A 16,845-nucleotide genomic window follows, 5' to 3' on the forward strand; every position below is an offset into this window, starting at 1 on the left:
TGCAATTGACCAGAACTAACTATAATCAGCTTAAATCATCTTGTTTTCATTGCCTTATAGTCATACTATTGCTATTTGGTGCTGGCGTAAGTGCACAAGAAACTGAACCAGAAGGTGAAGTACAAGACTCTACCAAAACAACCTTTGCCTTTGGTAAAATAGCAATGCCTAACCCAAACAGTATTGTTTCTAAATATACTTACGATCCTATATTGGACAGATATATCTACACTGAAAAAATCGGCAATTTTAATGTTAACTATCCGCTAATCCTTACACCTGAAGAGTTTAGAAAATTAGTGCTTCAAGAAAAGCTCAAAGAGTACTACAAGCGCGTGGCAGATGCTCAAGAGGGAAAAAAAGAGGGAACTGAAGAGGACCAGAAGAATTTATTGCCAGAATTCTATGTGAGATCAGGATTATTTGAAACGATTTTTGGTGGGAACACCATTAATGTAGTACCTCAAGGTTCGGTTGAAGTAGATTTGGGTGTTTTGTTTTCGAGGCAGGACAATCCATCTTTTTCCCCTAGAAATAGAACAAATTTCACCTTCGATTTCGATCAACGCATAAGTTTAAGCCTTCTAGGAAAAGTGGGGACGAGACTTCAGGTAACTGCTAATTACGATACCGAATCTACTTTTGATTTTCAGAATTTAGTGAAATTAGAATATACTCCTACTGAAGATGATATAGTTAGAAAAATTGAAGTTGGTAATGTAAATATGCCTCTCAATAGCTCATTGATAACAGGTGCTCAAAGCCTATTTGGTGTTAAAACTGAATTGCAATTTGGTAAAACTAGAGTAACAGCGGTGTTCTCAGAGCAACAATCGCAATCACGATCTGTAGTTGCAGCAGGAGGAGGAACGCTAGAGGAGTTTGAATTCTTTGCAAGAGACTATGACGAAAATAGACACTTCTTCTTAGCACAGTATTTTGAGGATAATTATGATAAAGCGTTGTTACAATATCCGTTTATAGATAATCAAGGTCTTCAAATTACAAGAGTAGAAGCCTGGGTGACCAATAGGAATAACCAAACCGAGAACGTAAGAAATGTTGTTGCCTTTCAAGATTTAGGAGAATCTGATCCTACCCCAGATAAAGTAAGCTTACCTTTTGATGATTTAGGAAACCCAATTCCTGGTTTCCCTGCCAATTTTTTTAATGTAGCGCCAGGAGCTTTTCCAGATAATGGTAATAATGATTTAGATCCAACGGCAATTGGTTCAACATCTATTCTTAACGACAACATTAGAGATATTACTAATGTTGAAGCTGGAATTTCGGTAGATGCACAAGAAGGGTTTGATTATGGGAAAATGGAAGGTGCGAGAAAGTTAATTGAAGGACAAGATTATTTTTTAAGCACGGACTTAGGTTATATTTCTTTAAATCAGCGTTTATTAAATGACGAAGTGCTTGCGGTTGCATTTCAATTTACAGTGGGTGGCCAGGTGTATCAAGTAGGTGAATTTGCAAACGACGGTGTTGATGCGACACAGGTAGATGAAGGAAACAATGGAAATGAGGTTATCAATAATCAGAGTTTGGTTTTAAAGATGCTAAAGAGTGCTGTAACAGCGGTGGATCAACCTATCTGGACTTTAATGATGAAAAACATCTACGATACTGGGGCTTTTCAATTAAGTCAAGAAGATTTTAGACTGAACATATTTTACACGGAAGCATCGGCACTTAATTATATCACACCAGTGGAAGGGACGTCATTCCCAATTTACGACAATAACACACCAAACAATCCTAATGACGATTCTCAAATTCAAGAAACACCATTAATACGGTTGTTCCATCTAGATAGATTAAATTTTAATAATGACCCTCAAGAGGGAGGTGATGGGTTTTTTGATTATGTGCCAGGACGAACCGTTTTAGTGCAAAATGGTAAAATTGTATTTACCAAAACAGAACCGTTTGGGCGATATTTATTTGACGTGTTGGACGATCCAAATGACCCTGGCGATTATGAGGATGAATTATTTGACAACCCAAACCAAGAGAAGTATGTTTACGACTTACTCTATAAGTCAACAAAAACTCAAGCTTTAGAAGAAGCTCAAAAAGACAAGTTTCAAATCAAAGGACGCTTTAAAAGTAGTGGTGGCGATGGAGGTATTCCAATAGGAGCATTTAATGTACCAAGAGGCTCGGTTAGAGTTACTGCAGGTGGTAGGCTTTTAGTAGAAGGGATTGATTATACAGTTAATTACCAGCTAGGTCGCGTAGAAATTTTAGATGAAGCCTTAAAGGCCTCAAATACACCAATCAATGTTTCGGTTGAAAACAATGCCGTATTTGGTCAGCAAACAAGACGATTCTCAGGTATAAATGTAGAGCATCAGTTCAACGAGAATTTTGTACTTGGGGCAACTTTATTAAACCTAAATGAACGCCCCATAACGCAAAAGGCAAATTTTGACACAGAGCCCATTAATAATACCATCTTTGGTTTTAATGGTAATTATTCTACAGAAGTACCCTTTTTAACTAGACTAGCCAATAAATTACCTAATGTTGATACTGACGTTCCATCGAATCTGTCTGTTAGGGGTGAATTTGCATATTTGTTGCCAGGAGCTCCGAAAGGAACAGATTTCAATGGTGAAGCTACTGCTTATATTGATGATTTTGAAGGTACCCAAGGTGCAATTGATTTACTAAGTCCATTGTCTTGGTTCTTATCAAGTAGGCCGGCAGAATTACCAGGCATAAGAGGAAATAGTATTAACGGTCCAGAAAGTGGTTGGGGAAGGGCTTTTTTAAATTGGTATACCATTGACCCTATATTTTACAGTAACCAGAGACCAGATGGAATAACGGATGATGATGTTTCCAATTTATATACACGTAGAGTATTCATAGATGAAATATTCCCTCAAATTGATATCGTTCAAGGGCAAACCTCAGTTATTAATACTTTAGATTTAGTCTATTACCCCTCTGAGCGTGGACCCTATAATTTTGACCCATTTGCTACAAATGATGTGCTCAATCCAAATGAAAGTTGGGCAGGGATATCACGGCAAATTACTTCAACCGATTTTGAGCAAGCAAATGTAGAGTATATAGAATTCTGGCTGCAAGATCCATTTTTAGATAATCCGGCAAACCCAGGCGGTAAGTTATTGGTAAATCTTGGAAACATTTCTGAAGATGTACTAAGAGACGGTAAAAAACAGTATGAAAATGGACTACCAGAAGACGGCGACATAACAGGTTTGAACCCAACAGATTATGGTAGTGTTGTTCCGCAGAACCAATCTTTAATATACACTTTTGCAACGGAAGGAGTAGAGCGTGACAATCAAGATGTTGGTTTAGATGGTTATGATGATACTGAGGAGATTGCAGCTTTCGGTAGTCAATTTGGAGACGACCCTGCGAAGGATAACTACACATATTACCTCAATACCGACGGTAATGTTTTTGAACGCTATAAAGCTTATAATGGTTTAGATGGAAATACACCAGATGTATTTACAGATACCAATAGGGGCTCAACTACCCAACCAGATGTAGAAGATATTAATCGTGACAATACAATGAACACGATTGATAGCTATTTCGAATATGAAATAGATATAAATCAAACAGATTTAAATATTAACAATCCTCAAATTAATGATATAAAGGAAGCGACCGTTACACTGCCTAATGGAGACCAAAGAGATGTAACTTGGTATCAATTTAGAATACCAATTAATCAAGAAACTCGTCGAATCGGTGGAATAACGGATATTAGATCTGTCCGTTTTGCGAGAATGTTTTTAAGAGACTTTGTACAAAATACTGTTTTAAGATTTGGTTCTTTTGATTTGGTGCGCAGCGACTGGAGGAGGTACACTCTAGATTTAGACAATGACCCGTCCAATGGAAGTCCAAACGCAGAATTTAATGTTGCCATTATTGGTATACAAGAAAATGATGGTAATTATGTTAGTCCTCCAGGCGTAGTGCGAGAAGAACTTAATAATAATAATAATATTATTCGACAAAACGAGCAGTCGCTTGTGCTTCAGGCATGCGAGTTAGAACCAACCGATGCACGAGGGGTTTTTAAAAATATTAATTTAGATATGCGCCAATATAAGAGGTTGCGCATGTTTATGCATGCTGAAGGGCTTAATGGAGAACCTCTAGATCCTGGGGAATTAGTCGGTTTTATAAGGATGGGTAATGATTTTACCCAGAATTTTTATGAAATTCAGGTTCCTTTATTACCAACCGATTTTGCCGAAGGAAGTATAGAGGAACGAGTATGGCCGGCTTTAAATGAGATAGATATACCGTTAGAATTTTTACAAAAAATAAAAGCACTAGGAATTTCAGCGGGAACGTTAGGCAACGAAACTCCAACATACTACAATGTTGTTGATGATAATCTTAACGAAACACCACTATTAAATGGCAATGTACCTTTTGATGATATCTTAAGCAGCGGAAAACAACAGCGTATAGCCATTCAAGGAAATCCAAATTTTGGTAACGTAAGGGTTTTAATGGTTGGTATTAAAAATAGCGGTAGCTCAATAAATAACCCAACAGCTTGTGGAGAGGTTTGGTTCAATGAGCTACGTATGTCTGATTTAGAAAATGAAGGCGGTTGGGCTGCTGTATTAAGTATGGACTCCAATATTGCCGATTTTGCCGATATAAGTGCCACAGGTCGCAGAAGTACAATTGGTTTTGGAGGTATAGAACAAACGCCTAATGAGCGTAGCAGGGAAGATATACAACAATACGATTTTGTGACCAACATTCAATTGGGACAATTGTTTCCGAAAGAGTGGGGAATTCAAATTCCTTTTAATTATGCTCAAAGTGAAGAGTTGGTTACACCTCAGTTCGACCAATTTTATAATGATTTAACTCTAGAATCACGCATAGAGGCTGCAGCAAATGATGATGAGGAAGAAGAGATAAGACAGCAATCTGAGAGTTATACCAAACGAAAGAGTATTAATTTTATTGGGGTAAGAAAGCAGAAAACCGGAGATTCTAAGAGACGACCCTATGATGTAGAAAATCTTACGTTCAATTATTCATATAACCAAGTTGAACATCGAGATTTTGAAATTGAAAGTGCCTTAGATCAAAATATTAGAGCAGGTGTTAATTACAATTATGCATTTGAACCTGCTAAAATAGAACCATTCAAGAAAAATGATTCACTTTTTACTGGTGACTATTGGAAAATATTAAAAGACTTTAATTTCAATTTACTGCCATCGAGTTTTTCGGTAAATACAGATGTAAATCGACAATTTAGTAAACAAAGATTCCGAGAGGTAGATTTAGGAGGAAATAACATTGCTGTTGAAGAGCTTTTTAGAAGAAACTATACATTTGATTTTCAGTATGTAATTAATTACAACCTAACTGACGGACTGAGTCTTAACTTTACGGCGGCCAATACAAATATTGTAAGGAATTATTTTATAGATGACCGCATAAACGGAAGGCAGGACCCAAATTTAGATGTTTGGGATGGTTTCTTTGATTTTGGGGACCCTAACTTCCAAACTCAACAGTTGCAGGTCAATTACGAATTGCCACTTTACAAAATACCAACTTTAGCCTTTTTAAGGACGACCTACGCATATAATGGAGCATTCCAATGGCAGAAAGGTTCTGATTTAAATGAAAATCTAGTAACTGATTTGGGAACCTTCAATCTTGGTCATTCAATACAAAATTCTAACACCCATAATATAAATACAACCCTTAACATGGAGACGTTATACAGATATTTAGGGTTTGTAAGAAAGGGAAGGCCGAGAAGTAGAAGAGCCAGAGCGCCAGCTCCAACTAGAGGAGGAGGTACTCCTGATACAAAGGATAAAGAAAACGAACAAAAAGACCCAAATAAACCTAACGTTGGCACAAAAGCATACAATACACTTGTAGATATTGTAACCATGGTAAAAAGAATTCAGTTCGGATATACTGAAAATAACGGAACCTTTCTACCAGGCTATCTCCCAACTCCAGGTTTTATTGGCACCTTGAGGCCAACCTTGGGATATACTTTTGGTAGCCAGCAAGATGTAAGACGAATTGTTGCTCAAAATGGTTGGTTGACCGTTTTCCCAGAATTCAATCAACAATATACAGAGGTCACGAACAAAACTTTGGATTATTCGGCAGATGTTGAGCCAATGAGAGATTTAAAGATTAATCTTATTGGTAATAGAACCTACGCTGAAAATCTGAGCCAAAACTTTAGAGGGTTGGACAACAATAATGATGGGCTAAGTGACGAGTATGAAGAATTGATTACTAATTCTTTTGGTAATTTCAATATCTCTACAGCATTAATACGAACTGCTTTTAGCCAGAGTGATGAGACCCAATCTGTCGCATTTGATGATTTTAGGGCTAATAGGTTAATTGTTGCAAATCGATTAGCTCGTGAGTTTTATGGCACGGATAACTATGCAACTGATGCAGAAGGTTATCCTTTAGGTTTTGGAAAAAATAGTCAACGAGTATTATTACCAGCCTTCCTCGCAGCCTACCAAGGTAGTGACGCAGAAAACATAAGTACTGGTGCATTTAGAGATGTACCAATACCTAACTGGCAAATAAAGTATACAGGTTTAATGCGAATCCCGTGGTTTAAGAAAACCTTTAGACGTTTTTCTATTCAGCATGGTTACAGGTCACGTTATACCATAAATCAATTTAGGAATAACCTAGACTTAGATGAATCCTTGTTAAACCCAGGTCAGCCCTATGAAGATCAGCCAGATGATGTCTTAGATCAAGCAGGTAATATTAAGAATGGCACCTTATTTAGTAATATTAATTTAGAAGAGCAGTTTAGTCCTTTAATACGTTTAGAATTCGAGCTAAAAAACTCTTTAAAAGTCTTGGCAGAGGTGAAGACAGATCGCTTATTATCTCTAAGCTTTGATAATAATCTGTTAACAGAAATTCAAGGAGAAGAATATACTCTTGGTTTGGGATATCGTATTAAAGATTTAAGAATTAGATCAAAGCTTGCAGGTGCAAAGCAAATTATAAAGAGTGATTTAAATATGCGGGCAGACATTTCGGTGCGGGATAATAAGACTATAATTCGGTATTTAGATTTAGAGAATAATCAAGTGACCGCTGGCCAAACCATTTGGAATGCTAAATTTACGGCAGATTATGCCTTTAGTAAAAATTTAACTGCGATTTTCTATTTTGATTATACTTTCTCAGAATTTGCGATTTCTACCTCATTTCCTCAAACCTCACTAAGGACAGGGATAACACTTCGTTATAATTTTGGTAATTAATCTTGAATTGAAGCAATTAAAAAATTATTTTTGTTTCACTAATATTTTACAACCTAAAAGATGAATATACCATCAGAATTAAAGTACACCAAAGACCATGAATGGGTTAAATTAGAAGGTGATGTTGCAACAGTAGGGATTACAGACTTTGCTCAGGGTGAGCTAGGCGATATCGTTTATGTAGAAGTCGATACTTTAGATGAAACTTTGGATGCCGAGGAAGTATTTGGTACCGTGGAGGCCGTAAAAACCGTATCGGACTTATTTTTGCCTCTATCTGGAGAAATCATAGAATTTAACGAGGCTTTAGAAGATGAACCAGAAAAAGTCAATACAGATCCATACGGTGAAGGCTGGATGGTTAAATTAAAAATTTCTGATACTTCAGAAGTTGAAAACTTAATGTCTGCAGAGGATTATAAAGCACTAATTAGTGGTTAAAAAAGTACTTTTCCTGGCAGCAGTAGTATATACTATTGCGCTAGTGATAGTTACTTTGGTTGATTTAAATGATGTTCCGAGTCTTGGGTCTTCATTTGATGATAAAATATACCATGTCCTAGCGTATGTAGGGTTAGGATTTTTGTGGCTGACATATTTCAGACCTATAATATCAAAAGCAGGATTTCTTTATGTTTTAGCAGTTCTACTCGTGTTTGGGATGTTTTTAGAGTTAATTCAACATCAGATTAATTCCAACAGAACCTTCGACATACTAGACCTATTTTCTAATTGCCTTGGAATTGTCCTTGGCACAATTGTTGCTAAATATTGTAATATCTATAAGTTAAATATATTCAAAGCCTTGTTTATTTTATTTATTATTAATTAAATTAGCGCTTCTACAAATAATAACAACTATGGAACCTAAAAAGAATCCAAAATCAGATGTAAGTCGAAATAGTTCGATTTACTTTGCAGTAGGATTGGCACTAATGCTAGCCGTTACCTATTTGTCTATTAATTATAAGACCTATGATAAGAGCGATATCGCTATCGATTCGTTAAATCTAGACGATGATCTAGAAGAAGAGGTTCCAATTACAGAACAAATTATAACGCCGCCACCGCCACCGCCACCGCCACCAAAGGCACCAGAAATCATTGAAGTGGTAGAAGATGAAGAAGAAGTTGAAGAGACAGTTATTGAATCTACTGAGACTGAAATGGATACTGAAATAGTAGAAGTTGAAGAAATTGAAGAGGTAGAGGTAGAGGAAGATATAGAAGTACCATTTTCAGTAATTGAAAATGTACCGATATTTCCGGGTTGCGAAAAGAAGAAAGGAAATGAAGCCAAAAAGAAATGTATGTCTGAAAAGGTGGCTAAGTTTGTAAACAAAAAATTTAACGTTGACTTGGCAAGCGAACTTGGATTGCCTCCAGGTAAAAAGAGGATTTTTGTGGCGTTCAAAATAGATAAAAATGGAAACATTGTCGGTGTAGCGGCAAGAGGTCCTCACCCAGGGCTCGAAAAAGAAGCTAAGCGCGTAATTAGTTTGCTGCCGAAAATGAAACCAGGAAAGCAAAGAGGAAAATCAGTTGTTGTACCGTATTCTTTACCAATCGTTTTCCAAGTTCAAGACTAAAAAAAAAGTTTTTTTAATATTCAAAAATCCCGTTCAAAATACATTGGACGGGATTTTCTTTTTGGTATGCTTATTGTGACCTTATCATAATATTAACATTTTAAATAATAAGTATTATGAAAAATTCTAAAAAGAATTTCGGTTTTGCTGGTCAGAGCAAAACCGAACAAAAGGTATTACACAAGCATGATACAAATTTACAAAAAAACTCAACCCTCTATTTTCAGATTGGTTTGATTCTTTGTTTATTAGCTACCTATGCCTTGTTTGAGATGCAATTTCAAAAACAGCAAATCGTTATGAGTCAACAAGACTATGGAAAAGAGACCTCTATAGATGTTGCCACTGTTTTTCGTTTAGAACCTAAAATGAATGAACAACAAAAATCCAAATTAGAAAGAGCTACACAACTCACAGAAACTTACACGGCAGTAGAGAATTTTGTAGAAACAGCAGAAACAAAACTAGTAACACCAGAGGAAAACAATCTGATTGAGGCATACCATCCAAGTAATATAACCGATATTGAGGATACTACAAATACACTAGATGATATCTTTATTGGGGCTGTACAGGTAGTACCCATTTTTCCTGGTTGTGAAAAATACAGTACTAATGAGAAGCGAAAAAAATGCATGTCCAAAAAAATAGGAAAACTAATTAATAAAAAGTTTAATACAGAAATTGGCTCTGAATATGGTATAGTTGGCAAACAAAAAATCTACACACAATTTACCATAGATAGTAATGGAGAGGTTTCGGATATTAAGGTTAGGGGACCTCATCCTGCTTTGGAGAAGGAAGCGCAGAGGGTTATTTCCAAAATTCCGAAAATGCAGCCTGGACTGCAACAAGATAAACCTGTTGGGGTGATTTATACACTACCAATAACGTTTTTAATAAAGCAATAAGTTATAAGAATCAAAAAGCCGTTGTTACAAGAATAACGGCTTTTTTAATTGAAAATCTAGGCAAAAAATAAGTATCTTTCGACCTTAAAATTAACAAACGGTATGAGGTATATCTTGGTTGTTGCGTTGCTCTTTACTTGGTTTATTGGTAAAGCACAAACCTTATCAACTTATGAAAAACCTCCTATATTCGAAGAATGTAATAATGAAGCTTTTGAAAATTTAAAGCCTTGTTTCAATTTTACATTAAATAATTTTGTCTATACCAATTTTAAAACACCTCAAATTGTTAATCAAGAGTCTTATAAAGGGAGCGTTGATGTCCTTTTTGAAATTGATAAAGAAGGTGAATTTAAGGTGATTTACATAGATGCGGTCTATGATGAACTTAAAGAAGAAACGAACCGAGTCTTTGATCTCCTTCCAAAAATAACACCGGCCTCATATAATGGGAAACCAACTTTTGTACAATACAGTTTAAGTGTTGCAATTCCTTTAACAAAGCCTACTGAATCGTTAGCTGAAACACAAAAAAACGAATCATCGGGAAATTTAACTGCCAAGGATAGTTTAAATATGGAGCTGTCTTCAGAATATGAGGAAATTAATAAAAGCATAAAAAAGTATAATGGTGAAGAATATAGCAGTGAGTTAAATATTCCATTTACCCATTCGTTTTATGCAAGGTTTGATGATGAGATGAACGCTGTAGGAACCAATAGTCATACAGCAGCTAAGCCATTTACTTACGGTGAGGTAAAGAAGTATTATGATATAAAGGCAGAAAAACAGAGTTTAGCAAAGGATGTAGATTCTTGGTTTGGAAGAAAATTATATAACGAGCATCTTGTAGCTGTTAAGGGAAAAGGATATTGGTTTACCATAGATCCTATTTTAGACTTACAAGTAGGGCAAGACACAGAGGCCGATTTTAATACGACATGGAATAATACACGCGGTTTATTCATTCAAGCAGGTCTTGGCAAAAACTTAACCTTATCAACATCAATTTATGAAAGTCAAGGTCGCTTTGCGGAATATTTTAATCAATATGCGGAAAGCTTAAGAGCTTTTGGTCCTGATCCAGCCATTATACCTGGAAGAGGTATTGCGAAGCGTTTTAAAACAGATGCATATGATTATCCCGTTGCTGAGGCTTATCTTTCCTACACCCCAACGGAGTTTTTGAACATCCAATTTGGGCATGGTAAAAATTTTATTGGAGATGGTTACCGTTCATTGTTTCAGAGTGATGTGGGTAGTCCATATCCATTTTTAAAACTGAGTGCAAAATTTTGGAAGATTAAATACACCAGTACATGGATGTGGCTCAGGGATGTAAGGCCAGAAGTTGTTGTGGATGACGGCTTTTTGCCAAAGTATATGGCTAATCATTACCTTAGTTGGAATGTCTCTAAACGCCTAAATATTGGTTTGTTTGAGTCTGTTATGTGGGAGGATACCAATGGAAGGGGTTTTGATGTGAACTATCTTAATCCAATTATATTTTTTAGGGCTATTGAATTTCAGACAGGTCAAGGTGCTGGTAACGCCATTCTAGGATTAAGTTCTAAATACAAATGGAATAATAAGGTGAATCTTTATGGCCAGTTTATTTTAGATGAGTTCTCCTTAAGTGATGTTACAGGAGGCAATAAGAGTTGGAAGAATAAGTTTGGTTTTCAGTTAGGCGCCAAATATTTTAATGCTTTTAAGGTTGATAATTTACTACTTCAAGCAGAGTATAACCAAGTAAGACCTTACACCTATTCGCATAATACTATAGTTTTAAATTATGCGCATTTTAATCAACCAATGGCGCATCTTTGGGGTGCAAATTTCAGAGAACTCGTGTTAATTGGAAGATATTACTACAAAAGATGGTTTGCCGATGCAAAGTTTATTATTGGGCAAAGAGGTTTTGATTTCAATACCGCTACTGATGGTTTTGCTTATGGAGGTGATATTTATACTTCTGAGAACGATAGGGTTGGAGATACAGCAATTACTATTGGACAGGGAAATAAAACAAATAGTTTTATGACCGAACTACAAGCAGGGTATCTCCTGAATCCTGAAACTAATCTTAAGGTTTTTACAAATATAATTTTCAGGGACTTTAATCCCCAAGCTATAACAGCCACTACGATGGATTCTAATACGTTATGGTTTAGTGTAGGTATTAGAACCGACCTCTTCAATTGGTACAATGATTTTTAATGGTCGATAGCATCATAGTTATTTGAAACTTTAGTTATTCACTAAGAATTAATTTTCTCCACATTCGTTAAAAAAGCGCTTCTTATTTTAAACCTCTCCCGAAGTAAAGATAAATCCCTGTTAACTAAAACTAAAACTAGTCTTTAACGTTGGTGGAAAATATTTTTAAAGTTATCTTTGCACGCGATTTAAAAAGAACTAATAAAGGAAATTTGAGCAATACAAATTCTTCAATTACAACGACTTCAGTGATGACTGATTTTAAGGAAATTACCAAAATGGGCTTGTCCATTAGTGTGGTTTTTTCCTCAATTGCGGGTTATCTTTTAGGAGCAGAAGTAATTAATTTTGGAACATTAGTCTTATTATCCTTTGGAGGTTATTTTATGGTTGGTGCATCTAATGCCTATAATCAAATTATTGAACGAGATTTAGATGCTTTGATGGACAGAACCAAAAATAGACCCATTCCTGCAGGTCGAATGAGCGTTAATACAGCCTTTATTATTGCCACCTCATTTACTATTTTGGGTTTAATTACGCTTTATGTTATTAATCCAAAGACCGCAATGTGGGGAGCAATTTCTATATTTATATACACTTGTGTTTATACACCTTTAAAAACAAAGACAGCATTATCAGTATTTGTGGGTGCGCTTCCTGGTGCTATTCCCTTTATGCTGGGTTGGGTCGCGGCGAGAAATGACTTTGGTATAGAGCCAGGAACGTTATTTGCAATCCAGTTCTTTTGGCAGTTTCCTCATTTTTGGTCTATAGGTTGGTTTTTATATGACGATTATAAGAAAGGCGGGTTTTTTATGTTACCAACAGGGAAACCAGATAAAGGAACCGCTGTACAAATTATTCTATATAGTATATGGACGATTATAGCTTCAATAATACCGGTTTTCGGTTTTACTGGAGATTTAAAGTTGTCATTAGTCGGAGCTGTGCTGGTCTTTTTATTGGGAATGGTAATGTTGTTTTATGCCTTTAGGCTGTTTAAAGAACGCACAACTAAGGCAGCTAAACAGTTAATGCTTTCAAGTGTATTTTATATAACAATGCTGCAGATTATTTACGTAGTGGATAAATTTTTGAGTTAGAAAGATGGATTTAACACAAGGAACATCAGAAGAGAAGAGAGCACGTTCAAAGAAAATGATGCTTTGGTTTGCTATTGGTTCTTTAGTAATGTCTTTTGCGGGATTACTTAGTGCTTTTATTGTAAGCAGTCAGCGAGAAGATTGGTTAACCGATTTTCAATTACCAGATGCATTTATTGTAAGTACAATTATAATTTTAGCTAGTAGTTTAACATTCATAGTTGCAAAGCGCGCTCTAGGCCAAAATAACAACCAGATAACATCTTTTGGTCTTCTGTTAACTTTAATTCTCGGAATTACTTTTGTTTATTATCAGTTTCTTGGATTTAGACAAATTGTTGAAGCAGGATATAATTTCACGGGCCCTACAAGCAACGTTACAATGTCATTTATTTACCTGATTGCTATAGCTCATATAGCTCACGTCGTTGCAGGGCTTGTATGTATTTTGGTTGTAATTTTTAATCATTTTAGAAAGAAATATACTCCATCAAAAATGCTTGGTCTCGAATTGGCTGCTATTTTCTGGCATTTTATTGATTTACTGTGGCTCATCCTCTTTTTATTTTTATATTTTTTTAGATACATAATTTGATTATTTTTGTCCAATCTTAAAATTTGTTAATACTACTTTATGGATTCTACTGTAGCTAGTACTGGAACTGAAGGAAAAACTTGGGGCGGAGGTAATAGACCTCTTGGCGCAAGTTATGGAAAGTTGATGATGTGGTTCTTTATTGTTTCTGATGCGTTGACTTTTTCTGGCTTTTTAGCGGCCTATGGTTTTTCAAGATTCAAATTTATTGAGTCCTGGCCAATTGCTGACGAAGTGTTTACGCACGTTCCTTTTCTTCACGGGCAGGAGTTACCAATGATTTATGTTGCCTTCATGACATTCATACTTATTATGTCATCTGTAACCATGGTTCTAGCTGTTGATGCAGGTCACCATATGAATAAGGCGAAAGTGACCTTGTATATGTTTTTAACCATTATCGGTGGTGCAATTTTCGTTGGTTCACAGGCCTGGGAATGGGCAACATTTATTAATGGTGACTATGGTGCGGTTCAAACAAAGGGAGGCAATATTTTACAATTTGGTGAATATGTGACCGTAGATGGTGAAGAAAAGTTTAAAAGAATATCAGTTGATGATTTTGCCATGACCGTTGAAGGTCAGCGCACAGAGCACGAAAGAAAAAATGGACTTTGGTTTGTGGATGAAGGGCCACTACCAGATTACTCCGTTAGTGAAATATATAATGGCCTTGCTGCTAACGAAAATATTCTTGTTAGAACCCAAATCATAAATGAGGAAGGTGAAAAAACAATATTGTCTAGAGAAGAATCTCTTAAACAAGTAAAAGATAATGGTCAGCTAGTTGTAAAAGGTGCAAACCTAATTGTTAATGAATATGGAACATCTCTATTTGCAGATTTCTTTTTCTTCATAACAGGGTTCCATGGATTCCACGTATTCTCTGGAGTAGTAATAAATATAATCATTTTCTTTAATGTCATTTTAGGCACGTATGAAAGACGAGGTAGCTACGAGATGGTGGAGAAAGTTGGATTGTACTGGCACTTTGTAGATTTAGTTTGGGTATTTGTTTTTACATTCTTCTATTTAGTATAAAAAAAGAAAAAAAGCTTTATGGCACACGAACATAAATTAGAAATATTTAGAGGTCTTTGGAAGTTTAAATCAAATCAACATAAGATTTGGGGCGTATTGGTTTTCTTAACTTTTGTAACAGCAATAGAGGTTATATTAGGTATTTATAAGCCAGACAGTCTAATGGCACCTCTTATGACACCATTTGAGGGTGGGTTTTTTGCTACCCTAGGTAACATTTTGTTTTCGCCTGTTATTTACATGAAGTCTCTAAACTTAATTTTTATAGTATTAACTATTGTAAAAGCTTATTATATTACTTGGGACTTTATGCACATGAGAGATGAAAAAGGTAGTCTTAGAAAAATGGTGGTTTGGACAGGAGTTTTCCTAATCTGTTATTTAATATTCATTCTGCTGCAAGAAGGAGGGTATGTATTTGATGTTTACAATGCAGATGACTCCTTAATTAAGCGAGATTTTTAAAAACGATTATAATCGTTAAAGGATATTAAAAAGGTGGTTTTTATGAGCCACCTTTTTTATTTTTGCATTTTAAGGTCTCTAACAAAGAGTATTGAGAAAAAATTTGTTTTTTCTTTAATTTTAAGATACTTCTAAAGTAATGACAGTAAGTACTACAAAACGAAATATTGTACTGGGAATATTATTTTTTCTTCCGGTTGCCTTCCTTTTAATGCTGTACCCTGCAAAGCACAACTATATACCATTAGATATTGTAAATGAGAGGGTTTCAGAAATAAATCAGTTTTATTCAGTAGAAGGAGACACTATTCAGTTAACTAATCACATAACGGTAATTGGATTTTTAGGTAAAACACCAATTAAAAATGCTACTGCAGCATCAAATCTAAAAGAATTAGTCTATGATAAATTTAAAGGGTTTAAAAAATTTCAAATTGTAATTGTTGCTCCTGTTGGGACGGAAGAAGATATAACGGAGCTTAATAAAGAAATAAGCACCTACGAAGATATGAGATTTTGGCACTATGTTTTTGCAAATGAAAATCAAATAAATGCCTTGTATAACTCCCTTAAATCAGTATCTGATTTAAGGGACGACTTATCTACTGATAATGTTTTTATAGTAGATAAGGATTTAAACCAAAGAGGCCGTATCGATGGCCGGGAAAAAAAGGAGATAGAAGCTAATAAACCAGAGTATAGTGTATATAGCTACAATACCATACAAGTGGCAGATATTAAGAATAAAATGAGTGAGGATATGCGTATTCTATTCACGGAATACAGGCAAAAGCGCAAAGGGAGATTTGATGATTCCAATACAAGAAGAGCTAACGATTTAAAGCAATAAAATGAGTAAAAAAACAAACTATTCTTACGTTGGTGTAGCCTTTATTATCCTGGTTTTTGGGATTATTTTTATTCCAAGAATAATAGATAGAATAAGTCAAGGTGATATCAACAGGGCAGACGAAAGTAGAAGCTCTCAGGTGTCCAATAGCGAAGGTAAAAAGTCAGATTTGACCTATATTCCTTCTGCCGATGGTGGAAAAAGAAAGGTGCCAGAATTTAGTTTTGTAGACCAAGATGGTGATACCATTTCAAATAAAGATTATGAGGGTAAAGTTTATTTAGTAGAATTTTTCTTTACGACATGCCCAACGATTTGCCCAAGAATGAATAAGAACCTAGTTCAGATTCAAAATCACTTTGAAGAATTTAAGGATGAGTTTGGAGTTGCATCATTTACAATAACACCAGATATTGATACTCCAGAGGTGCTTAAGGCCTATGCAGATAATTATGGTATTACCAATCCTAATTGGCACCTAATGACAGGCGACGAGGAAACCATTTATAAATTGGCTAACGAAGGCTTTTACCTTTACACGGCAAAGGATGAAGCAGTTGAAGGTGGATTTGAACACTCAGGAAATTTTGCCTTAATTGATAAAGAAGGCTATATAAGGTCTAGAATGTTGTCAACCGGAAATCCCTTGATTTACTACAATGGAATTATTTCTGAAGAAGAGGGTGTAGATGATGAAGGGATTCCACAAGAAATTACCATGTTAAAGGAAGATATTGCTAAACTCTTGAAAGAATAAA

General features: G+C 35.4%; 12 protein-coding genes. All 12 read left to right on the plus strand.

Annotation, left to right across the window (positions count from 1 at the left end; genetic code table 11):
* The first annotated feature begins 5 nt into the window (after positions 1 to 5).
* Entirely contained in the window at positions 6 to 7,310 is a 7,305-nt protein-coding gene (gene sov, locus J4050_RS02265; protein ID WP_498370597.1) for a T9SS outer membrane translocon Sov/SprA, read from the plus strand.
* A 60-nt stretch (positions 7,311 to 7,370) separates the two neighbouring features.
* Complete coding sequence (gene gcvH / locus J4050_RS02270) at positions 7,371 to 7,751, plus strand: glycine cleavage system protein GcvH (RefSeq protein WP_208152308.1); 381 nt, start codon at positions 7,371 to 7,373, stop codon at positions 7,749 to 7,751.
* Between the two features lie 43 nt (positions 7,752 to 7,794).
* Complete coding sequence (locus tag J4050_RS15390) at positions 7,795 to 8,142, plus strand: VanZ family protein (protein WP_208152309.1); 348 nt, start codon at positions 7,795 to 7,797, stop codon at positions 8,140 to 8,142.
* 28 nt (positions 8,143 to 8,170) lie between these two features.
* Entirely contained in the window at positions 8,171 to 8,899 is a 729-nt protein-coding gene (locus tag J4050_RS02280) for an energy transducer TonB (RefSeq protein ID WP_208152310.1), read from the plus strand.
* A gap of 116 nt (positions 8,900 to 9,015) precedes the next feature.
* Positions 9,016 to 9,810 (plus strand): energy transducer TonB, encoded by a 795-nt coding sequence (locus J4050_RS02285; RefSeq protein ID WP_208152311.1) that lies wholly within the window; start codon positions 9,016 to 9,018, stop codon positions 9,808 to 9,810.
* 102 nt (positions 9,811 to 9,912) lie between these two features.
* Entirely contained in the window at positions 9,913 to 12,030 is a 2,118-nt protein-coding gene (locus J4050_RS02290) for a gliding motility outer membrane protein RemB (RefSeq protein ID WP_208152312.1), read from the plus strand.
* A gap of 251 nt (positions 12,031 to 12,281) precedes the next feature.
* The gene (gene cyoE, locus J4050_RS02295; protein WP_208152355.1) at positions 12,282 to 13,136 is read left to right on the plus strand and encodes a heme o synthase; all 855 of its coding nucleotides are present in this window, start codon (positions 12,282 to 12,284) and stop codon (positions 13,134 to 13,136) included.
* A gap of 4 nt (positions 13,137 to 13,140) precedes the next feature.
* On the plus strand, positions 13,141 to 13,731 hold the full coding sequence (locus J4050_RS02300; RefSeq protein WP_208152313.1) for a cytochrome c oxidase subunit 3: 591 nt from the start codon (positions 13,141 to 13,143) through the stop codon (positions 13,729 to 13,731).
* Between the two features lie 39 nt (positions 13,732 to 13,770).
* Positions 13,771 to 14,772, plus strand: a complete 1,002-nt coding sequence (locus tag J4050_RS02305; protein WP_208152314.1) for a cytochrome c oxidase subunit 3 — start codon at positions 13,771 to 13,773, stop codon at positions 14,770 to 14,772.
* 18 nt (positions 14,773 to 14,790) lie between these two features.
* Complete coding sequence (locus J4050_RS02310; RefSeq protein ID WP_208152315.1) at positions 14,791 to 15,237, plus strand: cytochrome C oxidase subunit IV family protein; 447 nt, start codon at positions 14,791 to 14,793, stop codon at positions 15,235 to 15,237.
* Positions 15,238 to 15,376: 139 nt separating this feature from the next.
* A complete protein-coding gene (locus J4050_RS02315) occupies positions 15,377 to 16,087 on the plus strand; it encodes a hypothetical protein (protein ID WP_208152316.1) in 711 nt (236 codons plus the stop codon).
* A 1-nt stretch (position 16,088) separates the two neighbouring features.
* On the plus strand, positions 16,089 to 16,844 hold the full coding sequence (locus J4050_RS02320) for an SCO family protein (RefSeq protein WP_208152317.1): 756 nt from the start codon (positions 16,089 to 16,091) through the stop codon (positions 16,842 to 16,844).
* Position 16,845 lies beyond the last annotated feature (1 nt).

Source organism: Winogradskyella pelagia, assembly GCF_017581965.1.
GTDB lineage: Bacteria > Bacteroidota > Bacteroidia > Flavobacteriales > Flavobacteriaceae > Winogradskyella > Winogradskyella pelagia.

Coding starts and splice junctions, on each gene's coding strand:
- gcvH (WP_208152308.1), top strand. CDS start 7,371: ATGAATATACCATCAGAATTAAAGTACACCAAAGACCATGAATGGGTT.
- J4050_RS02280 (WP_208152310.1), top strand. CDS start 8,171: ATGGAACCTAAAAAGAATCCAAAATCAGATGTAAGTCGAAATAGTTCG.
- J4050_RS02285 (WP_208152311.1), top strand. CDS start 9,016: ATGAAAAATTCTAAAAAGAATTTCGGTTTTGCTGGTCAGAGCAAAACC.
- J4050_RS02290 (WP_208152312.1), top strand. CDS start 9,913: ATGAGGTATATCTTGGTTGTTGCGTTGCTCTTTACTTGGTTTATTGGT.
- cyoE (WP_208152355.1), top strand. CDS start 12,282: ATGACTGATTTTAAGGAAATTACCAAAATGGGCTTGTCCATTAGTGTG.
- J4050_RS02300 (WP_208152313.1), top strand. CDS start 13,141: ATGGATTTAACACAAGGAACATCAGAAGAGAAGAGAGCACGTTCAAAG.
- J4050_RS02305 (WP_208152314.1), top strand. CDS start 13,771: ATGGATTCTACTGTAGCTAGTACTGGAACTGAAGGAAAAACTTGGGGC.
- J4050_RS02310 (WP_208152315.1), top strand. CDS start 14,791: ATGGCACACGAACATAAATTAGAAATATTTAGAGGTCTTTGGAAGTTT.
- J4050_RS02315 (WP_208152316.1), top strand. CDS start 15,377: ATGACAGTAAGTACTACAAAACGAAATATTGTACTGGGAATATTATTT.
- J4050_RS02320 (WP_208152317.1), top strand. CDS start 16,089: ATGAGTAAAAAAACAAACTATTCTTACGTTGGTGTAGCCTTTATTATC.